The 25,818-nt window shown below is 36.8% G+C and carries 23 protein-coding genes; 19 read left to right on the top strand and 4 right to left on the bottom strand.

Annotated features, from left to right (window positions below; translation table 11 throughout):
• The first annotated feature begins 163 nt into the window (after window positions 1–163).
• The 4 genes from glgP (at window position 164) to EIB73_RS04655 (ending at window position 4,853) form a co-directional block, all read left to right on the top strand.
• Complete coding sequence (gene glgP / locus EIB73_RS04670) at window positions 164–1,822, top strand: alpha-glucan family phosphorylase (protein ID WP_125023102.1); 1,659 nt, start codon at window positions 164–166, stop codon at window positions 1,820–1,822.
• Window positions 1,823–1,962: 140 nt separating this feature from the next.
• Window positions 1,963–3,075 (top strand): peptide chain release factor 2, encoded by a 1,113-nt coding sequence (gene prfB, locus EIB73_RS04665; RefSeq protein WP_125026061.1) that lies wholly within the window; start codon window positions 1,963–1,965, stop codon window positions 3,073–3,075.
• 40 nt (window positions 3,076–3,115) lie between these two features.
• Window positions 3,116–4,084, top strand: coding sequence for a sterol desaturase family protein (locus EIB73_RS04660; protein ID WP_125023100.1), 969 nt, complete (start codon window positions 3,116–3,118; stop codon window positions 4,082–4,084).
• Between the two features lie 73 nt (window positions 4,085–4,157).
• Window positions 4,158–4,853, top strand: coding sequence for a DedA family protein (locus EIB73_RS04655; protein ID WP_125023098.1), 696 nt, complete (start codon window positions 4,158–4,160; stop codon window positions 4,851–4,853).
• A 90-nt stretch (window positions 4,854–4,943) separates the two neighbouring features.
• Here EIB73_RS04655 and EIB73_RS04650 read toward each other — a convergent pair whose 3' ends face one another.
• The gene (locus EIB73_RS04650; protein ID WP_125023096.1) at window positions 4,944–5,315 is read right to left on the bottom strand and encodes a glyoxalase; all 372 of its coding nucleotides are present in this window, start codon (window positions 5,313–5,315) and stop codon (window positions 4,944–4,946) included.
• 165 nt (window positions 5,316–5,480) lie between these two features.
• Here EIB73_RS04650 and EIB73_RS04645 point away from each other — a divergent pair, with 165 nt between their 5' ends.
• The 13 genes from EIB73_RS04645 (at window position 5,481) to dgt (ending at window position 17,738) form a co-directional block, all read left to right on the top strand.
• Window positions 5,481–5,810 carry an ArsR/SmtB family transcription factor gene (locus EIB73_RS04645; protein WP_125023094.1) on the top strand — a complete coding sequence of 110 codons (330 nt, stop codon included), beginning with the start codon at window positions 5,481–5,483 and terminating at the stop codon, window positions 5,808–5,810.
• A 62-nt stretch (window positions 5,811–5,872) separates the two neighbouring features.
• On the top strand, window positions 5,873–6,706 hold the full coding sequence (locus EIB73_RS04640) for an arsenite methyltransferase (protein ID WP_125023092.1): 834 nt from the start codon (window positions 5,873–5,875) through the stop codon (window positions 6,704–6,706).
• 153 nt (window positions 6,707–6,859) lie between these two features.
• Window positions 6,860–7,357, top strand: coding sequence for a thiol peroxidase (gene tpx, locus EIB73_RS04635; protein ID WP_125023090.1), 498 nt, complete (start codon window positions 6,860–6,862; stop codon window positions 7,355–7,357).
• A 90-nt stretch (window positions 7,358–7,447) separates the two neighbouring features.
• Window positions 7,448–8,659 carry a DUF763 domain-containing protein gene (locus EIB73_RS04630; RefSeq protein WP_125023088.1) on the top strand — a complete coding sequence of 404 codons (1,212 nt, stop codon included), beginning with the start codon at window positions 7,448–7,450 and terminating at the stop codon, window positions 8,657–8,659.
• A gap of 196 nt (window positions 8,660–8,855) precedes the next feature.
• Window positions 8,856–9,245, top strand: coding sequence for a VOC family protein (locus EIB73_RS04625; RefSeq protein ID WP_125023086.1), 390 nt, complete (start codon window positions 8,856–8,858; stop codon window positions 9,243–9,245).
• Window positions 9,246–9,287: 42 nt separating this feature from the next.
• On the top strand, window positions 9,288–9,701 hold the full coding sequence (locus EIB73_RS04620) for an SRPBCC domain-containing protein (RefSeq protein ID WP_125023084.1): 414 nt from the start codon (window positions 9,288–9,290) through the stop codon (window positions 9,699–9,701).
• 66 nt (window positions 9,702–9,767) lie between these two features.
• Window positions 9,768–10,181, top strand: coding sequence for an SRPBCC domain-containing protein (locus EIB73_RS04615; protein ID WP_125023082.1), 414 nt, complete (start codon window positions 9,768–9,770; stop codon window positions 10,179–10,181).
• A 48-nt stretch (window positions 10,182–10,229) separates the two neighbouring features.
• Window positions 10,230–11,093: a VOC family protein gene (locus EIB73_RS04610; protein ID WP_125023080.1), complete on the top strand. Its 864-nt coding sequence runs from the start codon at window positions 10,230–10,232 to the stop codon at window positions 11,091–11,093.
• Between the two features lie 24 nt (window positions 11,094–11,117).
• On the top strand, window positions 11,118–11,540 hold the full coding sequence (locus tag EIB73_RS04605; RefSeq protein WP_125023078.1) for an SRPBCC domain-containing protein: 423 nt from the start codon (window positions 11,118–11,120) through the stop codon (window positions 11,538–11,540).
• A gap of 18 nt (window positions 11,541–11,558) precedes the next feature.
• Window positions 11,559–11,999, top strand: a complete 441-nt coding sequence (locus EIB73_RS04600) for an SRPBCC family protein (protein ID WP_125023076.1) — start codon at window positions 11,559–11,561, stop codon at window positions 11,997–11,999.
• A 174-nt stretch (window positions 12,000–12,173) separates the two neighbouring features.
• On the top strand, window positions 12,174–12,818 hold the full coding sequence (locus EIB73_RS04595) for a J domain-containing protein (RefSeq protein ID WP_125023074.1): 645 nt from the start codon (window positions 12,174–12,176) through the stop codon (window positions 12,816–12,818).
• Between the two features lie 400 nt (window positions 12,819–13,218).
• Window positions 13,219–16,077 carry an aminomethyl-transferring glycine dehydrogenase gene (gene gcvP, locus EIB73_RS04590; RefSeq protein WP_125023072.1) on the top strand — a complete coding sequence of 953 codons (2,859 nt, stop codon included), beginning with the start codon at window positions 13,219–13,221 and terminating at the stop codon, window positions 16,075–16,077.
• A gap of 305 nt (window positions 16,078–16,382) precedes the next feature.
• On the top strand, window positions 16,383–17,738 hold the full coding sequence (gene dgt / locus EIB73_RS04585) for a dGTP triphosphohydrolase (protein ID WP_125023070.1): 1,356 nt from the start codon (window positions 16,383–16,385) through the stop codon (window positions 17,736–17,738).
• A 3-nt stretch (window positions 17,739–17,741) separates the two neighbouring features.
• On the opposite strand, the gene EIB73_RS04580 is transcribed toward dgt, so the two are convergent.
• The gene (locus tag EIB73_RS04580) at window positions 17,742–18,845 is read right to left on the bottom strand and encodes a hypothetical protein (protein ID WP_125023068.1); all 1,104 of its coding nucleotides are present in this window, start codon (window positions 18,843–18,845) and stop codon (window positions 17,742–17,744) included.
• A 99-nt stretch (window positions 18,846–18,944) separates the two neighbouring features.
• Here EIB73_RS04580 and EIB73_RS04575 point away from each other — a divergent pair, with 99 nt between their 5' ends.
• Entirely contained in the window at window positions 18,945–19,841 is an 897-nt protein-coding gene (locus tag EIB73_RS04575) for an SPFH domain-containing protein (protein ID WP_125023066.1), read from the top strand.
• A 114-nt stretch (window positions 19,842–19,955) separates the two neighbouring features.
• On the opposite strand, the gene EIB73_RS04570 is transcribed toward EIB73_RS04575, so the two are convergent.
• Both EIB73_RS04570 and EIB73_RS04565 read right to left on the bottom strand, forming a co-directional pair.
• Window positions 19,956–20,267, bottom strand: coding sequence for a DUF962 domain-containing protein (locus EIB73_RS04570; protein WP_125023064.1), 312 nt, complete (start codon window positions 20,265–20,267; stop codon window positions 19,956–19,958).
• Between the two features lie 2 nt (window positions 20,268–20,269).
• Complete coding sequence (locus EIB73_RS04565) at window positions 20,270–21,958, bottom strand: APC family permease (protein ID WP_125023062.1); 1,689 nt, start codon at window positions 21,956–21,958, stop codon at window positions 20,270–20,272.
• A gap of 125 nt (window positions 21,959–22,083) precedes the next feature.
• On the opposite strand from EIB73_RS04565, the gene EIB73_RS04560 reads away from it, so the two are divergent.
• Entirely contained in the window at window positions 22,084–25,629 is a 3,546-nt protein-coding gene (locus tag EIB73_RS04560) for a T9SS type B sorting domain-containing protein (RefSeq protein WP_125023060.1), read from the top strand.
• Window positions 25,630–25,818 lie beyond the last annotated feature (189 nt).

Below are 25,818 nucleotides of genomic sequence, written 5' to 3'. Positions count from 1 at the left end.
TCTTCTTTTCAAAAAAAAAATTAAATCTGCTTTTAAAGCGAAAATTTTTAATTCTACCTTACATAAAAGGTTGTTGCTTTCTGCATTGGAATTAATCTGCTTTAATAATTTAATAAAAACTTAAAATTGATATATTTGCTTTTTCTTAAAAATAAAAGCAAAAATGGATTTTAAAAACTATACGATGCCTTACCGCATCAATCCCGATTATTCAAAAAAAGTGGCGTATTTTTCAATGGAGTTTGCTATTGATCAGGCTTTGAAAATATACTCCGGCGGACTTGGTTTTTTGGCGGGGTCCCATATGAAAAGCGCCTATAATCTGAAGCAGGATTTGGTAGGAATCGGAATTCTTTGGAAGTTTGGCTATTATGATCAGCAAAGGAACCATGATCAAACATTACAACCGACCTGGACCCGAAAAATGTATTCTTTCCTACAGGATACCGGAATAAAATACCAGATCACCATTCATTCTGCACCGGTTTGGGTTAAAGTGTATTACTTAGATCCGGAGATTTTTCACACCGCACCCATGTTTTTTCTGTCCACCGATGTTCCCGAAAATGATCACATTTCCAAAACCATCTGTCACCGTTTATACGATGCCAATGAGTCCACGAAAATTGCTCAGTATATTTTACTTGGAAAAGGCGGAGCGAAACTTTTAGACCTCATGAATTTTGAAAGAGACGTTTATCATTTAAATGAAGCCCACGGTTTACCGGCAGCCTTTTACCTTCTAAAAAAATATGAAGGTGATTTGCAGAAAGTAAAAGAGAAATTGGTTTTCACAACGCATACGCCGGAAGAAGCAGGAAATGAAAAACACAATTTATTTATGTGTCATGACATGTCTTACTTTTCCGGTTTAAGTATTGATGAAGTGAAATCGATTGAAGGGGTGGAAGATGACCGTTTTAATCACTCGCTTTGTGCCTTAAGAATGGCGAGAATTGCCAATGGAGTTTCTCAGCTTCATGGCGTGGTTTCACGAGAAATGTGGAGTAAATATCCCGGAATTTGTGAAATTAAAGCGATTACCAATGCGCAGGAATATAAATATTGGGCAGATAAACCGCTGTATCAATCAAAGGATGAAGATGATGATGCCCTGTTCGATTTCCGAAAAAAATATTTGAAAAAGAGATTCTTTAAGATCGTGGCAGATCAAACCGGAAACCTGTTCGACCCCAACGTTTTCACCATCGTTTGGGCACGCAGATTTGCAGGTTATAAAAGAGCAGATCTGTTGTTGCATGATAAAGAACGATTTGAAAAATTATTGAATAATCCGAAATATCCAGTGCAGATTGTTTGGGCCGGAAAACCATATCCAATGGATTATTCCGCGATTTCTACCTTTAATTCTTTAGTAGAAGAAAGTAAAAATTATAAAAACATGGCCGTTTTAACGGGGTATGAATTAGCCTTAAGCAAATCAATGAAGCAAGGTTCTGACTTGTGGTTAAACAACCCGAGAGTTCCCAGAGAAGCATCGGGGACCTCAGGTATGACTGCGGCGATGAATGGATCTGTTAATTTATCTACGGATGATGGCTGGATCCCGGAATTTGCAAAACATGGGGAGAATTCCTTCGTGGTTCCAAAATGTGATTACCAGAATATGAGTATTTATGATCAGGACAATTACGATCTGAATAAGTTATATGAAATTTTAGAGAACGAAATTATTCCAATGTATTACGACCGCCCAGATGAGTGGCGAAAAGTGCAGCAAACTGCAATGGATGATGTGAAAGATGCCTTTAATTCCGACCGAATTGCAGATGAATATTACCAACAGATTTATAATAATTAGAAATTTACAATCCGGACTCAGCGATGTTTCCGGATTTTTATTTTTACATTAATTTTTAAGAAGATATAATTTGCGGGTTGAACCTTTGCATATTTAAAATTTTCTTTTAAAAAATATTACTTTTGCTAAAATTAAATTTCGTGATCAACAGCGACCAAATAAAAGACGTTCAAGCCAGAATTGGCGAGTTATATAAATATCTGCAAATCGACAGAAAGCAAATAGAAATTGCCAATGACGAAGAAAAAACCGTTTCTCCGGGATTTTGGGATCATCCCAAAGAGGCGGAAATCTTTATGAAACAACTGCGCTCCAAGAAAAAATGGGTGAATGATTATGAAGAAATTGTTTCCCGATTTGAAGACATTCAAGTGCTCATGGAATTTGCCAAAGAAGATGCCGATTCCGCAAAGGAACTCGACGAATCTTTTCCCATTCTTATTCAGAAAATTGAAGATCTGGAATTCAAAAATATGCTTTCCAACGAAGGTGATGAACTTTCTGCCGTGCTGCAGATTACCGCCGGAGCTGGAGGTACCGAAAGCTGCGACTGGGCTTCGATGTTGATGAGAATGTATACGATGTGGGCGCAAAATCAAGGCTATAAGATACGGGAACTTAATTATCAGGATGGCGATGTTGCGGGTATTAAAACCGTAACTTTAGAAATTGATGGGGAATTTGCTTTCGGATATCTGCGCGGTGAAAACGGCGTGCACCGTTTGGTGAGAATTTCCCCTTTCGACTCCAATGCGAAACGCCATACCAGTTTTGTGTCGGTTTACGTTTATCCTTTGGTTGATGATACGATTGAAATTAATATTAATCCGGCAGATATTTCTTTTGAAACCATGCGTTCCAGTGGAGCAGGTGGTCAAAATGTAAATAAAGTGGAAACCGCAGTTCGTTTGCGTCACGCACCGACCGGAATTATTATTGAAAATTCTGAATCCCGATCTCAACTTCAGAATAAAGAAAAAGCCATGCAGTTATTGCGTTCGCGCTTATATGAAATGGAATTGGAAGAGCGTATGAAAGCAAGAACAGAAATTGAAGCCGGCAAAATGAAAATCGAGTGGGGAAGTCAGATCCGGAATTATGTGATGCATCCTTATAAATTAGTAAAAGATGTTCGGTCCGGTTACGAAACCTCTGACGTTGATGGCGTTATGAATGGAGATTTGACTCCCTTCCTGAAAGCTTTCTTAATGGCAGACGGAACCGCAGTTAGCGAGGATGATTTTGAACTTTAATTTTATTGCAAGTATTTAAATGTAGGAAAATATCACAATTTTGAAAGAAACAATAAGTCAATTTTTCAATAATCTTGGTTTGTTTAGTCCCTTGGATTTTACAGATCCGGTTACTTATTTTGTTCCTGGATTCATACTTTTGATTTTGGGCGAAACATTACTGTATCAAATTTCTCAAAAATTATTTACTAAAGAACTGATAAAAGATGAACTTTCCAGTGTTGGATTGGGAGTAGGCGCCGTGTTTTTGGACTTTGGAATGAAAGCCATTTCGCTGTCATACTTTTTCTGGATTTACAATCATTTCAGATTAACCGATATTTTTGGAATTGAGAATTTTTCTGAATTTTTCACCTTAAAATGGCACCTCGAACATTGGTGGTTATGGATTTTAGTTATGATCGTTCAGGATTTTGGGTTTTATTGGCACCATCGCTTAAGCCATAAAATTCGGCTTCTTTGGACGGGACATGTGAATCACCATTCTGCGTCGCACCTCAGTTTTGCAATTGCTTTACGACAAGGTTGGTTCGAAATTATTTACCGAGATATCTGGTATATTCCATTTGTTCTGGTAGGTTTTCACCCTATTATGATCGCGATGATGCATCAAATTAATTTAATTTTTCAGTTTTGGCCGCATACAGATGCGATTGGAAAACTTGGTTGGTTCGATAAAGTTTTCAATTCACCATCCAATCACCGCGTTCATCATTCCAGAAAGATTGAAGATTTAGACAAAAATTATGGCGGGATTTTAATGATCTGGGATCATCTTTTTGGAACTTACAAAGCTGAAAATGAAAAAATTGAAGAGTACGGAATTCTGCACAATATTCATACGCACAATGTTTTCCACATTGTTTTCGATGAATTTGGGAATTTAATAAAAGATGTAAGATCTGCTCCTGACTTTCGGGCTAAACTAAGCTATATCTTCCGGGCTCCCGGGTGGAATCATACGGGAAAAGATGAGCGGATTGCCAATTTTCAAAAGAATTTAAAGTAATTAATGTTAAATCATCTTAAATAATTTTCATTACCGATTTTAATAAAGTATTTTTGTTTTTTTTAGAAAATATATGGGACAATTCGAAAGTTGGAAGGATCTTTTAAATCCTGAATTTTACATACAAATGGGCGGTTTCTGGCTCATCTTATTTATCATTTTTGCAGAGACAGGTTTGTTCGTTGGTTTTTTTCTCCCGGGCGACAGTTTACTTTTTGTATCCGGAATCTACGCCGTAGAAATTATTAAGGAAACTTTTGGTTCTACGGGGAGCGATCTTCTAGACACTACAATTTTAGCATCCTCTGTTGCAATTGCTGCCGTTATTGGTAACGAAATCGGTTATTGGTTTGGTTTAAAAGCGGGTCCCGCTTTGTATAAAAGAGAAGATTCATTCCTTTTTAAAAAGAAATATCTTTTCCAGGCACATGATTTTTTTGAGGAGCATGGAGCGCTGGCTGTGATCATGGCGAGATTTTTACCAATTGTAAGAACATTTACTCCAATCGTAGCCGGAATTGTAAAGATGGACAAAACCCGATTTTTAATCGATAATATTATTGGGGCTTTCCTTTGGTCGTTCTCTTTGATATTTGCAGGACATTATTTAGATGCCTTATTTAAAAACCAATTCGATATTGATTTGAAATCGCATTTAGAAATGATAATCATCATCATTGTATTAATTACTACTGTTCCTATTGTTGCTAAATTTTTCTTTGGAAAAAAGAAAGAAGAAGTAAAGGAAGATATTGATACCCACGGATAGAATTTGATCTTCTTGAAATATAAAACAGCATTCTTTTTTAGGAATGCTGTTTTTTTTGTCTCAGGTTCAAATTATTTCCTGTAAATGCAGTTAGGATTGCGTATGACTTTTCAGCCGCTCAATGATCATGGTGACGATTCGCCTGTTATAATCTTTATGTTGTGCTGCGTAAACTGCCAATTCTTCCGAAGTAAAAAGGCCGATTGTCATTCCGATAAAAGTGTTTTTTAGCACCATATCTTTTTGAAGACTTATTTCAATAAAGGTTCTTTTCTTTGCACCTGACAAAGTATCATAATCCGATTTCTGGCGTTTCGCGTAACTTTCAAATAAGGTAACAAAGTGGTCGTTTTGTAATTTTAAAATCGGTCTTAAAGTTTGGTTCTGAAAGTTCTCTACTTCAGTACTGTTTTCTAAAACCGGAATATCTAAAGTTTCTCTTAAATCTAATTTAGTGATCATTTATTGCTTTTGTTTTAATAAAATGTAAAGCTATTCATTTGAAACAAACCAGAAGATTATTTAATGCAGATCTTTTTTTAATTTTTAAAGTGAAAATTAATTTTATTGTAGTTTTATTTTTGGAATGAAATCTTTATCGTAATATTGCAATATAGAAATTTTGATATGGGAGCAAGTAAAACGGAACATTTTACCGAGGAGCAGAACGAATTGGCAAAGCTTATGAAAGCCTTGGCTCATCCGGCCAGAATCGCAATTTTAGAACATCTTTTAAAAGTGAATCAATGTATTTGTGGCGATATCGTCTCTGAGCTTCCCCTCGCACAACCAACAGTTTCCCAACATTTAAAGGAAATGAAAAATGCCGGTATCATTAAAGGAACAATCGAAGGAAATTCCATTTGCTATTGTCTTGATGAAAATACCATCGATAAGCTCCATCTTTATTTTAAAGAAATTTCAACAAAGCTATCTGAAAGAATCTCTTGTTGTTAATTGTATAAAAACCTACAATATTTTAACTATCAACTATCAACTATCAACTAATACCTAAAATCATGAATACCAACGAAGAAATCAAAGAAATGGTAAAGCAAAAATACAGTGAAATAGCTTTACAGGATCAGGAAACCAATGCTTCTTCCTGCTGTGGAAGTGGCGGCTGTACTACTGAAGTCTATAATGTCATGAGTGATGAATACAGTCACTTAGAAGGCTACAGCGCTGAGGCGGATTTAAAATTAGGTTGCGGCTTACCCACGGAATTTGCCAAAATAAAACCTGGCAATACCGTCATCGATCTGGGAAGTGGCGCCGGAAATGATTGTTTTGTTGCACGCCATGAGACTGGGGAAACCGGAAAAGTCATCGGAATCGACTTTACACCCCAAATGATTGAAAAAGCCAGAATTAATGCAGATAAGCTCAACTATAATAATGTAGAATTCCGTCTTGGTGATATCGAAAATATACCTGTAATGAGCAATATTGCTGATGTTGTGGTGAGTAATTGTGTAATGAATCTGGTTCCCGATAAACCTAAAGCTTTTTCTGAAGTTCACCGTATTTTAAAAGTCGGCGGTCATTTCAGTATTTCAGATATTGTTTTGACTGGCGGTCTGCCCGAAAAAATAAAAGATGCTGCGGAAATGTATGCTGGCTGTGTTGCAAGTGCCATTCAGAAAGAGGATTATTTAAATATTATTAAAAATTCCGGTTTTAAGAATATTGTGATTCAAAAGGAAAAACCCATTATTATTCCGAACGATATTTTAAAAAACTATCTGAACGACAACGAAATCGAAACTTATAATTCCAATAAGAACATCATATTCAGTATCACCGTTTATGGGGAAAAGCTCGATGAATGTTGTGGGCCAACTTGTTGTTAAGTAATAAAATAATAAATACTGTAAGTCACTGAGGAAGGAAAGAGGTTAATAATTTAACATGAGAGTTCATATTATTAAGACTAATTTAACTTTCATAATTCCCGCATTGCCGAAACATTCATTAAATTTGAGTGAATTAAAAAAATTAAAATTATGGCAAATATTACATTACACGGCAACGCGGTTCATACCGTTGGAAACTTGCCGGAAGTAGGAACAAAAGTAAAAGACTTTAAACTTGTAAATGTTGATTTGAAAGAGCAAACCAATAATGATTTTGCGGGCAAAAAAAAGATATTCAATATTTTCCCCAGCATTGATACCGGAGTGTGTCAGGCTGCTGCAAGAAAATTTAATGAAGAAGCATCTGGCTTAGACAATGCAGTCGTAATTAATGTTTCAAAGGATCTACCTTTTGCATTAAACCGTTTCTGTGCTGCCGAAGGATTAGATAATGTGGTGAGTTTATCCGATTACCGCGGTTCTTTCGGAGATGATTACGGAGTCAAAATTTCAGATTCTCCTATGGCAGGTCTTTTAAGCCGTGCCGTGATCGTAACTGATGAAGACGGAAAAGTGCTTTACACAGAACAGGTTCCTGAAATTGCACAAGAGCCGGATTATGCGAAAGCGTTGGAAGCTTTAAAATAATTTATTTCTATAAAAATATTTTTAACCTTGTCGGCAATTTAGCGCCTGACAAGGTTTTTTTGTCTCCATTAAATTTTAAATGCTGAGAAAATGAAAAGATCAGGTTCCGCAGATTTACCACTTCATTACGGTCATGTTCCACAATGGCTTTATGAACGCATGTCGAAACTGGGATTATCGGTCATCGAAGTGATGCTGAGTGATTACGGCAAAGATGAGGTGATCCGACGCATGAGTGATCCTTTCTGGTTTCAGTGTTTCGGAGCCGTTATGGGAATGGACTGGCATTCTTCCGGTATCACAACTTCAGTTATGGGCGCTTTAAAGAGAGCCATTAATCCCAATGCGAAATCACTCGGAATTTACATCGCAGGTGGCAAAGGAAAATTATCTCTGGAAACGCCAAATGAATTGTTAAAGATTTCCGAAAGCACAGGTTTAAATGGAATTGAATTGATTCGGGCCAGTAAACTCTCCGCGAAAGTTGACAATACCGCGATGCAGGATGGATACCAACTTTACACGCATAATTTTATGTTGACGGATGAAGGGAATTGGGCCGTAATTCAGCAGGGAATGAATGTAAAAGATAAAACCGCCCGGCGATATCACTGGCATTCTAAAAATTTAAAGTCCTTTATCGAGGAACCGCATACCGGTATTGAAGGAATGAATTGCGGAAAAATTCTAAATCTAACTTCTCACAACGCCAAAGAAAACCGCTCCGGAATTCTTGATATTTCCCACACCAATTCCGAAAAAATAATGTCGGATTTTGCACGCTTAATTTTACCCGCGCATCACGATATTCAAGCTTCCGACGTCGATTTGAAACGTTTAGGTGCTTTATTGTACATGACGAGAGAAACGCCACCTCAAAATTTTGAAGAGTTACTTTTAATGAAAGGAGTTGGTCCCAGAACATTGCAAAGCTTGGCTCTGGTGAGTGAGGTGATTCATGGTGCGCCCTCCCGATTTCAGGATCCCGCAAGATTTGCTTTTGCGCACGGTGGAAAAGACGGACATCCGTTTCCGGTTCCGATGAAGATTTATGATGAAACTATTTCGATTCTGCAAAAAGGCATTGAAAAATCTAAACTGGGAAATTCTGATCAGTTAAAATCGGTGGAGAAATTACATCGCATGATGGCTAAAGCTGAAGAGAATTTTGAACCCAGTTTTAATCTCAATGAAATCATAGAAGAAGAACGCGCCAATTCCTGGAAATACGGCGGCAAAACCGTTTTTGGAGATGCGGAAAAACCAAAAGGTCAGCAGACGATCCAGTTATCTTTATTTTAGAATTTTCCTTAATGAAGAGTAATATTCCTTTTAAATAGAAAAAGATTCTGAATCTTTTTGTAAAGAGCATCGGCAGATCACCTTATGTTCTAGGATAACAAATCCTGATTTGTAAATGGGTAACTTTAAAGGATTGAAATATATTATTGCGGAAAATACAGATAGTATAAATACTTAATTTTAAAAATAAAATATCATGGAAAATCAGAAATTTAATCCTATAGTTTGGTTTGAGATCTACGTAGAAGATATGGAGCGTGCAACTAAATTTTACGAAGAAGTACTGAAAATAAAATTTCAGGATATGTCTGATCCTACAGATACATCCGTCTCGATGAAAGCATTTCCCAGTGCAGATTTTAATTTTGGAGCTTCGGAATCCCTGGTGCAAATGGCTGGAATGAAAGGAGGCGGAGGAGGAACCATGGTTTATTTCGGCTGTGATGATTGTAAGACAGAAGAAAGCAGGGTAATCAGCGCTGGCGGAAAAATTGACCAACCTAAATCTTCTCTCGGAGAATATGGGTTTTGTTCCATCGTTTCTGATCCGGAAGGCAATAAAATTGGCTTGCATTCTATGAAATAATTTTTTGTAATCGTATTTTTTCTGTATTTTTAAAGAAAAAATATGGAACCCATTACATTAGATATTACAATTCTAAAACCCGCTTCCAAAGTCTGGGAATACTTTACCCAATCAGCACATATCACCAAGTGGAATTTTGCAACGAACGACTGGACTTGTCCGTCCGCTGAAAATAATTTGGAAGTTGGCGGTCACTTCGATTATCGTATGGAGGCCAAAGACGGAACATTTGGTTTTAATTTTAAAGGAACTTTCGATGAAATCATTCCATTCAAATTGCTAAGATATCACCTTGATGATGGTAGAAAAGTAGAAGTAACCTTTGAAGAAACCGACGCCAGTACGACCATCGTAACGCAAACTTTTGAGCCCGATCCCTCGCAACCTGCACAAATGCAAAGAGAGGGTTGGTACGGCATCTTGAATAATTTTCATAAATATGTTGAAAATAATTAATGCGTAGTTGATATAGCCTAAAAGTAGTTTAAAAATTATTCCGTATTTTTAGAGAAAATAAACACTATGGAGCCTATAACTATTAACATTACTATTTTAAAACCCATCCGGCAAGTGTGGGATTATTTTTACGACGCAAAACATATTGTGAAGTGGAATTTCACCACCACCAATTGGCATTGTCCTAAGGGGTTCATTGATTTTCGCGAAGGCGGTCGTTTTGATTATCGTTTAGAATATAAAGACAAAAGTTTTGGTTACAACTTCTCTGGTGTTATCGACGAAATTAAAGAACTGGAATACGTAAAATCTCACATGGATGACGGTAGAAAAATTGAAGTTATATTTCGGAAAATTGACGAAAATGCGACTGAAGTGATCCAGGTTTTTGAAGCCGAAGAACAATATTCCCGAGAAATGCAACGCACGGGTTGGTATGCAATTTTAGACCGCTTCCATAAGTATGTAGAAAAACATTAAACAAAAAAACAGCATTTATCCGCTGTTTTTTTTATCAAAATTTTAAAAATGAATCATAATATATTTCCATGTTTCTGGTTTAATGAAGATGGCAAAGAAGCCGCCGACCTTTACTGTGACACCTTTGGTGGAACCATTACTGCCGATACCCCTGCAGTTTTAAATCTGGATCTTTTTGGACAAAAATTCATGATCTTAAATGCCGGACCACAATTTGAAAAAAATGCCTCCATTTCTTTTACCGTATTATGCGAAACTGAAGATGAAGTGACAAAGTTCTGGACAAAACTTGCAGAAAAAGGCCGTGTCTTGATGGAACTTTCAGAATATCCGTGGTCAAAAAAATACGGCTGGGTTCGCGATCGGTTTGGGGTCACCTGGCAGATTTATCTCAGCGACAATAAAGTGGATCAAAGAATCGTGCCTACGCTTATGTTTATTCATCACAACAACGGAAAAGCGCTGGAAGCAATCAATCGGTACACCGACATCTTTCCAAATTCTAAAGTTGGAGGGATTTTAAAGTATGGCGATGGCGTGGGCAATGAAACTCATGAAATTCCGGAAAATGTTCAGCATGCAGATTTTGAAATAAATGGATACACGATTTTCTGTATGGATAATTCTTACGATCATCAGTTTGATTTTAATGAAGGAATATCCCTGGTTGTAATGACGGACGATCAGGAGGAAACGGATCATCTTTGGAATTCTTTAACAGCAGATGGTGGAATGGAATCCCAATGTGGCTGGTTAAAAGATAAGTTCGGTGTTAGTTGGCAGATCGTACCGAAAAGATTGCTGGAACTGATGAACGGCGAAGATCGCATGAAGGGCATCAAAGTGATGCAGGCGATGATGGGAATGAAGAAAATCGTCATTAAAGATTTGGAAAACGCTTATCACTCTTAGATTTAAAATTAAACTTTTAGAAAAATGAAACAATTGGTTTTTAAAACGCAGATCAATGCAACGCCTGAAAAAGTATGGGACGTTCTTTTCACGCAAGATTCTTATAGAAAATGGTCCTCTGCAATGAATGAGGGAACGTACTTTGAAGGCAATTGGGAGGAAGGAACGATTATGAAATTTCTGGATCCGAAAAATAACGGAATGTATAATCTGATCGAGAAAAATATTCCGAACAAAACCTTAAAAATGAAACATCTGGGCTGGATTCTCGAGGGAGAATTAAGTCCGCAGGATTGGGAAGAATCGACCGTGACTTACCATTTAGAAAATAATGAATACGGAACGCTGCTCACGGCTGAAGTTATTTCTTTGGATGAGTTTGTAGATTTCTTTAATTCCAAATATCCTAAGAATTTTGAGTTGATCAAAAAACTTGCAGAAGAATAATTATTTAAAATCAATCTTATGGAAACTTTAAATTACGAAATTATAATCAACGCACCCATAGAGGATGTTTGGGATTTACTCTGGAGCGAAAAAACGTACCCACAATGGACTCAGTTTTTTACAGAAGGATCAAAAATGAAATCGGACTGGGAAGTGGGTGGCAAAACTTATTTTCTAAATGCAAATGACGAAGGAATGGTCTCTACGATAAGAAGTTTGCGAAAACCTTATGAAGTGGTTTTTAGCCATCTTGGTACGGTAAAAGATGGGATTGAAGATACAGAAAGTAGAGAGGTAGTGGAATGGAGTGGTGCGGAAGAGAAGTATTTTCTTCGGAATATCGATGCTAATACTACAGAGCTTCGGGCGATCGTCCACGCCAGTCCCGACATGCAGGAGATGATTGACAGAGGATTTAATGAAGGTTTTGCGCTGATTAAAAAAATTGCAGAAGTTTAAAAGAGATTGTTGTTGATGCTTAACTCATTTTATTCTGTGCTGCATTGATTACATTCTAAAGTAAATAGCATAAAAGAATTCCAGTGTAAAGTTATTTTATGAAACGGAGCATTATTCTTTCCGTTTTTTTTCTGAGAAATTTTAAAGCCTTATTTTTGCTGTTCGCAATTACGAATGAAGAACTACTATTATTTTCTCGGTGTCCCAGAGAATGCTTCTGAAGAGGATATTAAAAAAGCCTATCGCAAATTATCTTTAAAATATCATCCCGATAAAAATCCCGGTGATGATTTCTTTCAAACCCGCTTTATGGAAATTAAGGAGGCGTATGAAATGATCATTGATCCGGAGAAAAGAAGAATCTATGATGATAATTTGGGGCACCAGCAAAGAAGTTACCGGCCCAATCTGCCACCATCTATTAAATCTTTTTCTGTAAATAAAGTACGGGTTCAGAAAGGCGAAGAGATCATTATTTCTTGGCAAACTCAAAATGCCGATGTCGTTAAACTGCTTCCTTTTGGATTGCAGAAAGGATATGGTGAAAAGGTGATTCGGATTACAGAATTTAAAGACGGTCAGTTTCAGTTGTTACTGCACGTTACGAATTCACTGCTTAATAAAACAATTGTACAGGGAATAACCATTACCGAAATCTTTGAAAATAAAAGTGAGGAATTTAGAAGTAACGTAGAAGATTTATTCAAACCCGAAAAACCAACTCGAAATAATCCTACCGGTTTGCCTCGAAAAATACGGATTTTCTTATTCCTTGTTTTTCTTGCAGCCGCAATCGCAGCATTAATTCTGAACAGATAAAGCGAAAACTCCGGTGATGATGTTAAGCCAGCTTAAGTCGTCCCGGACATTTTTTACATCTTTTTCCTTTCTTAAATTTTTTACAGCAGTTCTTTTTACCACAAATAAGTTCCTCTTTACTTTCGTGAAAGGGCATGAGTGGTGATACTTTAAAGGGGATAATCTGACCGTTCATGATGCAAATATAAATTTAATTTAGAATACTTCCAAATAAGAGATGGATTTTATTTAATATTGAAAGATAAGCAGTTAGCAAATGATCTTAAGATAGGTTGAAGCAAAATGAAGAGGATCAGTATATTTTTAATCTTAATTTTAGTGAGATATATCAATTGTGGTGTTGCTTAAAAATTTGTATTTTTACGAACCTTTATTTTCAGATAAAATCTAGTAAAAATATATGAATACCACACAATTTGTAAATCGTCACATTTCTTTAAATGAAGCCGATCAGCAAGCCATGTTAGCAAAAATCGGTGTCTCAGATATCGAAGAATTAATTGGGCAGACTATTCCCGATTCCATCCGTTTAGCGAAGGATTTAGATATTTCTGAGCCTCTTTCAGAACAGGAAATGCTGGACCATTCCAAAGAATTGGCTTCTCAGAATTTACTTTTCGAAAACTACATTGGTTTTGGGTACCACAATACCATTTTGCCAAGTGTTATCCAGAGAAATATTTTAGAGAACCCATCTTGGTATACCGCTTATACTCCATATCAGGCAGAGATCGCCCAAGGTCGTTTGGAAGCGCTTTTGAATTTCCAAACTGTGGTGTGTGATCTTACAGGATTTAAGTTAGCAAATGCTTCTCTTCTGGATGAATCTACAGCGGCAGCGGAAGCCATGCACATGTTCTTTGAAAGCAGAACCAAAGCTCAGAAAAAAGCAGGTGCTCAAAAATTCTTTGTTTCCGATCTTGTATTTCCGCAAACCATTGCCGTTTTAAAAACGAAAGCAGAAGGTTTAGGAATTGATGTCATTGTGGGGAACCATAAAAATCATCAGTTCAACGATTCTTATTTCGGAGTTTTATTACAATATCCTGGTAAGAATGGGATCATCATTGACTATTCTGAATCTATTAAGCATTACAAAGAATTTGATCTTCAGGTTGTTGTTGCTTGTGATCCAATGGCGTTGGTGAAATTAAAATCTCCGGCGGATATGGGTGCAGATTGTGCCGTTGGAACAACCCAGCGATTTGGAATTCCAATGGGTTATGGCGGTCCTCACGCTGCATTTTTTGCGTGTAAAGAGGATTACAAACGTGATATTCCAGGAAGAATCATCGGTGTTTCACAGGATGCTTACGGACAGCGCGCTCTACGAATGGCTTTGCAAACGAGAGAGCAGCACATTAAAAGAGAAAAAGCGACATCTAATATTTGTACCGCTCAGGTTTTATTAGCTGTTATGGCGGGAATGTACGCCGTTTTCCACGGTCCGAAAGGTTTAAATTTCATCGCAGATCAAATTCACTTCAAAGCAATGGCTTTAAATGACGGACTGAAGATGTTAGGATACGATATTGTCGAAGAGCCCATCTTTGATACCGTGAAATTCAGAATTCATGAAGACGATAAAAAAAGGTTGATGACAAAAATGCGTGAGCACAAAATCAATCTGAATTATTTCTCTGAAGGATTTATCAGTATATCTCTGAATGAAGCTTCTACTGCTGCGAAAGTTCAGGATCTTTTCGATGCATTTGCAGGATTTTTAGATAAGCAAAGTTTTAAACTTGAATTTAAAGAAGAAGTTCAAATTCCTCAGGAATTTTTAAGAACCGACGCTATTCTGAAAGAAGAAGTATTCAATAAATACCATACAGAAACGGAATTGATGAGATACATCAAACGTTTGGAGCGAAAGGATCTTTCTCTTACCCATTCCATGATTTCTCTCGGTTCTTGTACCATGAAACTGAATGCTGCTACCCAAATGTTACCACTTTCTTGGGCAGAATGGGGAAGTGTTCATCCGTTTGTACCAACCGAACAAGCCGGAGGTTATCAATATTTGATCAAAGAACTAGAAAAAGATTTAGCCGAAATTACAGGATTTGCTGGAACTTCATTACAGCCTAATTCAGGTGCACAGGGAGAATATGCTGGTTTAATGGTGATTCGTGAATATCACAAATCCCGCGGCGAAGGTCACCGAAATATCGCTCTTATTCCACAGTCTGCACACGGAACAAATCCGGCCTCTGCAGTACTTGCCGGAATGAAAGTCGTGGTGGTGAAAAATCTGGAAAGTGGAGAAATCGATTTTGAAGATTTAAAAGCAAAAGCCGAGCAACACAGTGCGAACCTTTCTGCGGTCATGATCACTTATCCTTCAACTTATGGTTTCTTTGATGACAATATTAAAGAAATTACGGATTTAATTCATCAACATGGTGGACAAATCTATATGGATGGTGCCAATATGAATGCTCAGGTAGGTTACACTTCACCCGGAAATATCGGGGCCGATGTTTGTCACCTGAATTTACATAAAACATTCGCAATTCCACATGGTGGCGGTGGTCCTGGAGTTGGACCGATCTGTGTTGCGGAACATTTGGTTAAATTTTTACCAAGCAATCCAAATATCAAAATTGGAAGCAGCGAGTCCATCGAAGCGATTTCCGCAGCACCTTATGGATCATCTTTAGTTTTAAATATTTCGTATGCCTACATTAAAATGTTGGGTACAGATGGATTGAAAAAAGCCACGGGTTATGCGATTTTAAATGCCAATTATTTAAAAGAAGTGCTGTCCGAGCATTTCCCAATTTTATATGCGAACAGAAAAGGCAGAGTGGCTCACGAGTGTATCGTAGATTTCCGTCAGTTCAAAGCTTTCGGAATTGAAGTTGCCGATGTTGCAAAACGTTTGATGGATTACGGATATCACGCACCAACAGTAAGTTTCCCTGTAGCAGGAACGTTGATGATTGAACCTACAGAATCTGAAAGCAAAGCAGAACTTGACCGTTTCGCAGAAGCTTTAATTTCCATAAAAAGAGAAATTGATGAGATCGCAGAAGGTAAATATGATACCGAAAATAACGTGTTGAAAAATGCGCCACATACACAGCAAGTTGTAATTTCAGACACTTGGGACAGACCTTATAGCCGAGAAAAAGCCGCTTATCCACTCGATTGGGTTCGTGACAATAAATTTTTTGCTTCCGTTTCGAGAGTTGATGAAGCGTATGGTGACCGTAATTTGGTGTGTACTTGTGCACCGATCGAAAGTTATATGTAATTGAAATTTCATTATAATAAAATTCCTGAAGGTCATCTTCAGGAATTTTTTTTTATGTTTCAATGTAAAATCTTTCTTTTTTTATTTGGGCAGCTTCATCCATCTTCCGTTCCCGCTATTTTTTACCCGGCTTACGCCAGATAAAAAATGAGCTCCACTCAAGCTGGGCTGCAGATTCCGCTTCTATTAAAAAGAGTTGTACAAATCGACACGGAAAAAAAATTAACCATCAGAAGGGCCTCAAATATTAAAGTTTCATATTAAATATTTTCGTTACTTAATTTTAAGACTTATTTTTGGATCGTATGAATTTAAACAGCCTATTTACCCATCAGCGAACCGGAAATCACCCTGCAACTTCGGCGTCGCGCACCGATTTTCAAAGAGATTTTGACCGCATTATTTTTTCTGCCTCCTTTCGGAGACTGCAGAATAAAACGCAGGTTTTCCCCCTTCCGGGAAGTGTTTTCGTGCATAACCGCCTGACCCATTCCCTCGAAGTTTCTTCGGTGGGAAGAAGTATGGGAAGCGCCGTGGGAGAATTTATTTTCAATCAGTTTGAAAAAGATCTGGATGAAAATGCGCAGAATTTCTATTTACATAATCTTCACAATGTGATTGCAGCAGCCTGCCTTTGTCATGACGTTGGAAACCCGGCTTTTGGTCATTCGGGTGAAGATGCCATCGCGAGTTATTTCGAGAAGAATGAACAAGATTTAAAAAGTAAATTCAACGAGAAGGAATGGGCTGACTTGGTCAATTTCGAAGGAAATGCAAATGCGATAAGGGTTTTGACGCATCAGCAAAATGGGAAAGATGAAGGCGGGACTCAATTGACTTATACAACTTTGGCCAGTATTGCAAAATATCCGTGTGAGGCAATCGCGAAAAAGAAAGGAATCATTCACCGTAAAAAATTTGGTTTTTTTCAAAACGAAAAAGAAACCTTTTTAAATATCGCAAAATCGGTCGATATGTTACAGGAAAGTGAAGAACCCACTATTTTTAAAAGACATCCTTTTGTTTGGTTGGTAGAAGCGGCAGATGATATTTGCTACAATATCATCGATATGGAAGATGCGCACCGCTTAGGAATTGTGTCAACTTCCGATTGCGAAAATCTATTTTTTGAACTCATCAAATCGGAGAACGGAAATACAAAAAGAGTAGAAGATAAACTGGCAGTTTTGACCAATGCCAATGAACGCATTTCTTATTTGAGAGCCAAAGTCATCAATGCTTTAATTAATAAATCGATCGAACTTTACCAACAGCGTTTCCCCGAAATTATGGCGGGAACTTTAGATAAAGCGCTCCTTGATATTTATAAAATTGACAATCCTTCTTTACAGGAAATTGAAAACTTCTCTATCGAAAAAATTTACAATCACAAGAACGTAATCGAAATTGAAAATGCAGGTTATAATGTAATGTATGAGTTGCTGAATCATTTTATTCCCTCCATTCTTACTGCAAAAGATGAAAGAAAATCGTACGATAAAATGGCCTTGAAACTTTTGCCCGCACAATTTCTTTATGAAGAGGGAAGTGAGTACCAAAAAGTACTTGGTATTCTGGATTTTGTATCGGGAATGACCGATAATTTTGCTACCGATCTTTACCGGAAAATAAAAGGAATTGATATCGGGATGACGATGTAAATTTTATATTTGTACCATTTGAGTCATGGCGATTTTCCATCCCGATTTTGTTTTTTCACATTGAAATGTTGCACTTCCGGAATGATGATATTTTTGAATTTCAAATTGATGATCATTCAATTTTTGAAACAAAGAGAAATCAGAATAATTAAATCCAGTTCCCACTGAGAAATTATCTTTTTTCAAGTATTCCTCATCCAAAATCAAAGTTTTTTCAGAGACCGGATTGATGCTTTTAAAGTAAGTACAATCACTAAAATACACCGAAAAGACGAAGGGTTTTGAATTGATCTCGTCTTTATTTCTTTTTCTAAGTTTTTGTATTTTCTCAGTTGAAATGGTTTGATCGTAAAAATCAATTTCAGAAGTTAGAGTTTCATATAATGAAGTAAAATCAGATTCTTCCGATTTGTAGAGCGGATTTGCGTCTTCAAAATCATTAATTCCATCTTTATCACTGTCTTTGGAATTAGGATTTAAGCCAATATAATTTTCGAATAAATCATTAAAACCATCATGGTCACTATCTTTTTTTATGGTTTCTAAATTTATTTTCAGAAGTAAATTATCTTTAATGGCTTCGTATTTTGGACCAGAGAGTAATTGTATTTCTTGTTCATAAAGCCTAATAAAAGCACATTCTACCTGAAGTTTTCCGTCCGATATTAAAGGGAATTTTTCTGAGTTTTTGATGTGAATATATTTGTCCGTGGCAATTCCTAAAAAATAAGGTTTTTCAATTTTGTTTATATATTCAATGAGCCAATATCCAAAATCGTTTTGAGCTAAATAATACTCAGTATTTTGATAATTAAATTTTCGTAAATATTGAAATTCATTGGGAGAAATGAAATCTTTTACATTTGAGAAAGAGTACGTATAACTTGAATAATTAGGGTCAAATGCTGTTGGATTTTTAATTTCCTCGAACTCCAGATTCGGATATTTTATATCTAATATTAATTTTTTATCAACAGGTTTGAAATCTGCATAAGCATTTCTTTCTTTTTTAAGATTGAAACATTTGTCATTCTCGAAATTAGCAGTTGGTCTTTTTTGGCAAGAAAAAATTGACAAAAGTATCGATAAGAGTAAAACAAATTTCATTAAAAAACTTTGATTAAAAGTAGAAAAAATATCCTATCTTTATGACAAATCAGAACAATAATTCTCTGACTAAATTTATTAATATTTAAAAATTAAACCATGGCATTTTTAGGAGTAATCATTTTTTTCGGAATGATTGTATTATTCGCATCATTTTTTACAGTAAACCAAGCAACTGCCGCGATTGTAGAACGTTTGGGAAAATTTTTGGTCGTTCGTCAATCCGGCCTTCATTTGAAAATTCCCTTTATCGATAAAGTAGCGAAACGAATGAATTTGAGAATTCAACAATTGGATGTAATAATAGACACCAAAACGTTGGATAACGTGTTTATCAGAATGAAAGTTTCTGTTCAGTATCAGGTTATTGCGTCTCAAGTTGCAGATTCATTTTACCGACTAGAAAATCCGGAAAATCAAATTACTTCATACGTTTTTGATGTCGTAAGAGCAGAAGTTCCAAAGTTGAAGCTGGATGATGTTTTTGTAAGAAAAGACGATGTTGCGATTGCGGTAAAAGGAGAACTTCAGGAGGCGATGCAAAGTTATGGGTATGACATCATTAAAGCATTGGTTACCGATATCGATCCCGATGAGCAGGTGAAACATGCGATGAATAGAATTAATGCGGCAGAACGTGAAAAAACTGCAGCTGAATACGAATCTGAAGCTCAAAAAATTAGAATTGTTGCGGTGGCGAAAGCAGAAGCAGAATCTAAAAAATTACAGGGTCAAGGTATCGCGGATCAGCGTAGAGAGATTGCTGCCGGTTTGGTAGAATCTGTAAAAATGTTGAATGAAGCAAACATCAATGCACAGGAAGCTTCGGCGCTAATTGTTGTTACGCAGCATTATGACACACTTCAGGCGATTGGTTCTTCTAACAAGAGCAGCTTGGTCTTATTGCCGAATTCACCTAACTCTGCAAGCACTTTATTAAATGATTTAATGGTTTCTATGGCTGCAACCCAGCAAATGGAACACATTCAAAAATAAAATTTATTATTCAGAATAGAAAAAACCAACTTTAAGAAGTTGGTTTTTTTTGTTGCTATAAAGGACTTTTAGAAGTAATCTAAATTCTAAATTACTACTTTAATGAAGATTATATCAGTTCTTAAATTTTAATTTGCCTGTAAGAAGTTCAAAAAACATTCTAAAATCGGAAATCAAACTCCACAACGGATATCTGAAAGTCGCGGGAGTATTTTTCTCAAAAACGGCATGACTGAACCACGCAAATCCATATCCAAAGATCGGAACATACCAAAGAAAGCGTTCTTTACCTGATTTAATCACATAAAATAGGACGGCAAAAAGTAAGAGGGTTCCCAGAAAATGGAAAATTCGTGTCCACATTTTGGAGTGTTCGGTGAGGTAGAATTCATAGAATTCTTTATAATTTTTAATTCTGGTCTTCATCGTTAATCTAAATCGCCATTAAGTTCCCGGTGAATTTTACTGTTTCTATAACCGTAGGAGAAATAAATAATTAAACCAATCCCAAACCACACTGTGAACCAGAACCAGTTATTGTGCGTCATTCCGGTCAAAAGATAAAGACACGAACTAAGTCCCATCAACGGAATTAGAGACAGGTTTTTCACGAAAGCCAAAACACAGAGCGCGATATTAAGAACCAGGAAAAAGAACATTGAAATTCTGAATTCTCCTTCTTTTGCATCATTCCATTCCATTAAATTGTGAAAAAATTCAGGCTGCCAGAAATAAAAGAAAGTAAGGCCTCCTAAAAATATTACAGGAAATATGAACCTTGAATTGATATAAGGCATGTGGAATCTTCCCGGTAATTTTTCCTTTGATGGAAGTAAAAGAACACCCCCGCATACCAATACAAAAGCGAAGATCGTCCCGATACTGGTGAAATCCAGAATGAAGGATTTATCCGTAAATAAAATAGGGACACCCACTACGATTCCCGTAACAATGGTCGCGAAAGAAGGGGTTTTATGTTTCGGATGAATATCCATGAATTTTTTTGGCATCAAACCATCACGACTCATAGCATACCATATTCTGGGCTGACCCATTTGGAAAACCAACAATACAGTGGTAATTGCAATGATCGCCACAAAAGAAACCGTTAATTCCATCCAGGGAAGGTTGGCATTTGCCTTTTCAAAAATAAAAGAGAGTGGATCACCAACGCCGTCAAATTTTCTGTAATCTACCATTCCGGTAAGAACCAAGGTTAAGATGATATAGATAACGGTACACAAAACCAGGGAAATAATCATTCCGCGTGGAAGATTTTTCTGGGGATCTTTGGTTTCTTCCGATAAAACACTCAATGCATCAAAACCAATATAGGCAAAGAAAACTCCGGAAACTGCGGTCATAACTCCGGCAAAACCATTTGGCATGAAGGAAGCTACTTGTGTTTCGGGATTGATCGGCATCCAGTTATCAACATTTACGTAGGCGACTCCGACTAAAATGATCAAGACGATTACCCCCAGTTTCATTAAGACTAAAGCATTATTGAAGTTTTTACTTTCACGAACGCCACGATAAACCAACCAAGTGATCAATCCATTGATTACCAGGGCAGGAATATCCAAAATCAATTTTAAGTTTCCGATCAATGGCGCATTTTTCCAAGCATTTATGAGTTCTTTATTTTCAGATCCGGCAAGAAAAGCTTTTTTAGCTTCCGGATAGCTGCAGGTTAAATATTCCGGAATGTGAAATCCGATTCTACCGATAAAACTGGTAAAATAATCGGACCAGGAGAAGGCGACGTAAATATTTCCAAATGAATATTCCATGATTAAAGCCCACCCGATAATCCAGGCGATCAATTCACCAAAACTTGCGTAGGCGTAGGTATACGCTGAGCCGGCAGTTGGGATTCTACTCGCAAATTCAGCGTAGCATAATGCCGTAAAACCACAGGCAAATCCACAAATGATGTACAAAATAATAACACCGGGTCCGCCACGGAACACCGCTTCTCCTAAAGAACTGAAACTTCCGGCACCAATAATGGCGGCAATCCCAAAAAATACAATATCCCAAACCCCTAAAACACGAACTAAACCAGAAGGATGATCACTTGCTTTGTATTGTTTTCTTCGAAAGAGTTGGTTCATATTGTAAATTTAATTTACACAAATGTAAAAGAAAAATTTAGAAAATATATTTTTTTGATGTTCATATACTAAAATAGGTGCTTTTTCTGTTTTAAAAAATAACATATTTTTGAAAAAAAGATTTGATGCAGAAGTTTTATTTTTTATTTGCTTTTACTATTTTTTCTTTGGGTTTCAGTCAGTCTATCTCCTTGTATAATCCTAATCTTGGTGGTGCCGTTTATGGCCCAGAACAATATTTTTGTACAGGGGAAAAATTTGATTTGAAAGTTGATGCAGTAGCCAGTTCCACGGGTGATTATCTAATGACGGGTGAAACTCCGGGAATGTTTCCTTTGAGTGCGGGATCTACTCCTATTACCTTCATGGCGACCGGTACGGACAAATTCAGCAATCCTATTGATATCGGTTTTTCTTTTAGTTTTTACGGAATTGACTACACAAAAGTAGTGGCAGGAAGCAACGGAAGATTGGTTTTTACAAATGACGCCCGGCTGAATAATCTTGTGGATAATACAACTTATATCGACCGAACCTTTAATGTGGCTCCTAATATTTCGACTTTAGCCTCCAAAGATTATAACAAAGTATTTAAAAATAATCCCTCCCAGGAACTGGACTTGGCGCAGATTTTTTTCGGTTATACCAATTTAGTCCCAAAATCCCAGTTACCGAAGGTTGCTTATAATTATAAAAGAGTTACGTACAATGGTAAGGATGGATTATTGATTTCTTTTCAAAATCTTACCTTGACTGATTACTCCAGTTCATATGACAGTTCTGTACTTTTACTGCAAGATGGAAAAATTGTAATTTATGTCAACCAAAAAACCAGAGATAATTACAACGCTATTCTGGGAATTCAAAATGAAAGTGGGACAAAAGCTAAAGTTCCGGTACACAGTAGTGGCGGTAACTATAATAACGGACCGTGGAAAAGCGAAGGTAAAGCCTGGCTTTTTACGCCGAATCAACAATTAACGCCGGTATTTAAATGGACCAATAACGGGAACCCAGTTGGTACCAATTCAGATACCTTAAGTAATTTTACTCCTTCGGAAGGAGATGTGGTAAAATTAGAGGTAACGTATCTGGAAGATGCCAGCATCCTTAAGACCAATCAAGTCATTTTTAAAAAAATACCCACGCCCGTTATAAGTTCCAACAGTGCAGGAGGATGCGTAAGCGATGTAACACTAACCGTTCCGAATGATCCCTATTTAAATTTTGAATGGTATCGTGAAGGAAATACGACCGTTTTAGGAACTGGTAATTCCTATGATGCTACGGCAACAGGGAATTATTATGTGCGTGCTCTACGTAAAACTTTACCAATCTGTTCGGTAGATTCGGCACCTTTTTCCTTGAATCTTAATTCTACCATTCCTGCTTTTAATGCTACTAATCTTCCTTTAAATTTTTGTGATACCACTGGAGCTGCAAGCAAGACGATTAATTTATACGATTATTATCCTCAAAATCCGTCCTATACTGTTCTGTTTACGGAAGGAACGGTCCCGGTCCCCAATCCGGCAAATTTTGTCATCGCAGGTAATACGGTGAGAAACTTAAACATCAAAGTAAATGACGCTGCTTCAGGTTGCAGTATTGATAAGGATTTCCCGCTTCGTTTTGATGCTTTACCCGCAAAGGTTACTGATCTGCCAAAGCGTTACTGTTTTGGAGAAACTTCAGTAGATGTATCGCAATATCTTCAAGATTTAGCGGGTCCTAATTTTTCTGTTTTTGATTATGAGTATTCTACAAATGGCACTACATACACCTCGAATTTTATTTTTAATCCAACTCAAAATCCAAAAATTTGGGTAAAAATTTCTCCTAAAAATTCAGTCAGTTCAACCTGTACTACGATTTCAACAATTATTTTTACAGAAGATCCAAAAGTAACTGCAAATGCACCCACCACACAGTTACCCCCGAAATGTGCAAGCGCTCAGACGTTTGATTTAGCTTCTTTAATTCCAGAAATTAATCCTGATCCAAATGTTACGGTGACTTTTCACAATACTTTGCAGGATGCAACTACTGGAAGTGGAGCGGTGTCTTATAATTTCAGAAGTGGATTAGGTTTAACGACATTATATATTCGTGCGGTAAGCAATATCACAGGTTGTGTTTCCCCCGATCATCCTTCAATTACGCTTTTGGTTTACAACAAGCCTAATGTTCTCGTCAATCCAATTTCTCAATCGAATTGTGCTGGAAATACTGTCTTTAACCTAACCCAAAATGCTGATCTATTGACAGACGCGGCGCCACCGGTTACTGTAACTTTAGAATATTATTCTGCGAATGGAGCACCTTTAACGCCAAGTCAGATCACGAATTATGATGCCAGTATTTATGGCGCTAACCCGTACATTAAAGTGATTTACAATACGACTTGCAGTGATATTATTAATTTTAATTTAGCGTATAATCCAAAACCCGTCGCAAATCAATCTGATATCTTAATTTGTTCAGAAACTACATATTCTTTACAGGATTTTAAAATTAAAGCGGTCGGTAATCCGTCGAATTATACTTTTACTGATCTTTCAGGAAATCCTCTTCCTGCCAGTTTTGATCTTACCTTACTTCCACAAACCATCAATTTCTTATTAAAAGATAATATAACAGGCTGTACTTCGGATCCTCAAGCGATTAATTTTGTAAAAGGTGCAAATTCTCCGTTGCTTACAACTTTCGCAGATATTACGGAGTGCGATTCTGACTTTGACGGTAAAACAGAATTCAAGTTAGATGATGTTAAAAATGACTTCACCACTCCTGATGCCACTTTTGAATATTTTAAAGATGCAGGCTTAACGCAATCTATATCTTCAAATTATACCAATGAAACGGCGTTCGCACAAACGGTTTATGTTCGGATTACGATTCCCGGTTTCTGTCCGACAGTGGCGAAGATTTATCTAAAAGTAAATACGCCCACCAAATCGTCGAAACTTGATGACAAATATTTCATCTGTTACCAAAATACGGTAAGTTCCACGACTTCCTATCTTCCAGTAAAAATAGATGCCGGAACCGAAAATGATTATTTCTTATGGAGCGATGGCCAAACCAGCCAAGTAGCTACATTTGACCAACCAGGAAACTATTCAGTGACTTATAAGAAAGGAATCAATGGCTGTCCTTATACACATACTTTTACAATTTCCGACGAGAATCAGCCGAAAATTCAGGTAATCAATCAAACCAATACTTCAATTGAAGTCATTGCGAATGGGGGAGAAAAACCTTATCGATATTACTTCAATGGAGTGCCGCAAACGTCAAACATTTTACAAAATCCCACCGCACCTTCCTACGATATTCAGGTAGAATCAGCAACGGGTTGTTTTGGTCCGCCACAAACCGTATATTTTATTAAAATAAATAATGCTTTCACACCAAATGGCGATGGAATCAATGATGTCTGGAAGATCGAGAATATAGATCAAATGGAACGTGTTTCTATTCAAATCGTGGATCGAAATGGTGCCAAAGTCTTCGAATCGACCACGCCGGATAAAAGCGAGTGGGATGGAAAAATGAATGGCAGAGCGTTACCAACTTCTACTTACTGGTATGTTGTTTCCTGGTACGATGCCGTTACGCAAAAGACGGAGCAACGCCAAGGCTGGATTTTGCTGAAGAACAGAGATTAACGGAGATTGTAATTTAAATTCTAAATTCTAAATTCTAAATTCTAAATTTTTAATTTTGAATAGTTCATCAATTTTCCAACTTCTTAACCCTTGATTTTCTGTGTTTTAAAAGTTATCCACAATTCCACAACAAACAAATAAACTTGTATAAGCAATAACTTTTCTTTATTTTCGTTGATTAAATGTGGA

The sequence above is a fragment of the Kaistella carnis genome (assembly GCF_003860585.1).
Classification (GTDB): Bacteria; Bacteroidota; Bacteroidia; order Flavobacteriales; family Weeksellaceae; genus Kaistella; species Kaistella carnis.
Note: the sequence above shows the minus strand (reverse complement) of the source record. Positions and strands in the feature narration are given on the sequence as shown.

Bases quoted from the DNA above. Each gene is read 5' to 3' on its own strand.
- glgP (WP_125023102.1), top strand. From the start codon at position 164: ATGGATTTTAAAAACTATACGATGCCTTACCGCATCAATCCCGATTAT.
- EIB73_RS04655 (WP_125023098.1), top strand. From the start codon at position 4,158: ATGGGACAATTCGAAAGTTGGAAGGATCTTTTAAATCCTGAATTTTAC.
- EIB73_RS04650 (WP_125023096.1), bottom strand. From the start codon at position 5,315: ATGATCACTAAATTAGATTTAAGAGAAACTTTAGATATTCCGGTTTTA.
- EIB73_RS04645 (WP_125023094.1), top strand. From the start codon at position 5,481: ATGGGAGCAAGTAAAACGGAACATTTTACCGAGGAGCAGAACGAATTG.
- EIB73_RS04640 (WP_125023092.1), top strand. From the start codon at position 5,873: ATGAATACCAACGAAGAAATCAAAGAAATGGTAAAGCAAAAATACAGT.
- tpx (WP_125023090.1), top strand. From the start codon at position 6,860: ATGGCAAATATTACATTACACGGCAACGCGGTTCATACCGTTGGAAAC.
- EIB73_RS04630 (WP_125023088.1), top strand. From the start codon at position 7,448: ATGAAAAGATCAGGTTCCGCAGATTTACCACTTCATTACGGTCATGTT.
- EIB73_RS04625 (WP_125023086.1), top strand. From the start codon at position 8,856: ATGGAAAATCAGAAATTTAATCCTATAGTTTGGTTTGAGATCTACGTA.
- EIB73_RS04620 (WP_125023084.1), top strand. From the start codon at position 9,288: ATGGAACCCATTACATTAGATATTACAATTCTAAAACCCGCTTCCAAA.
- EIB73_RS04615 (WP_125023082.1), top strand. From the start codon at position 9,768: ATGGAGCCTATAACTATTAACATTACTATTTTAAAACCCATCCGGCAA.
- EIB73_RS04610 (WP_125023080.1), top strand. From the start codon at position 10,230: ATGAATCATAATATATTTCCATGTTTCTGGTTTAATGAAGATGGCAAA.
- EIB73_RS04605 (WP_125023078.1), top strand. From the start codon at position 11,118: ATGAAACAATTGGTTTTTAAAACGCAGATCAATGCAACGCCTGAAAAA.
- EIB73_RS04600 (WP_125023076.1), top strand. From the start codon at position 11,559: ATGGAAACTTTAAATTACGAAATTATAATCAACGCACCCATAGAGGAT.
- EIB73_RS04595 (WP_125023074.1), top strand. From the start codon at position 12,174: ATGAAGAACTACTATTATTTTCTCGGTGTCCCAGAGAATGCTTCTGAA.
- gcvP (WP_125023072.1), top strand. From the start codon at position 13,219: ATGAATACCACACAATTTGTAAATCGTCACATTTCTTTAAATGAAGCC.
- dgt (WP_125023070.1), top strand. From the start codon at position 16,383: ATGAATTTAAACAGCCTATTTACCCATCAGCGAACCGGAAATCACCCT.
- EIB73_RS04580 (WP_125023068.1), bottom strand. From the start codon at position 18,845: ATGAAATTTGTTTTACTCTTATCGATACTTTTGTCAATTTTTTCTTGC.
- EIB73_RS04575 (WP_125023066.1), top strand. From the start codon at position 18,945: ATGGCATTTTTAGGAGTAATCATTTTTTTCGGAATGATTGTATTATTC.
- EIB73_RS04570 (WP_125023064.1), bottom strand. From the start codon at position 20,267: ATGAAGACCAGAATTAAAAATTATAAAGAATTCTATGAATTCTACCTC.
- EIB73_RS04565 (WP_125023062.1), bottom strand. From the start codon at position 21,958: ATGAACCAACTCTTTCGAAGAAAACAATACAAAGCAAGTGATCATCCT.
- EIB73_RS04560 (WP_125023060.1), top strand. From the start codon at position 22,084: ATGCAGAAGTTTTATTTTTTATTTGCTTTTACTATTTTTTCTTTGGGT.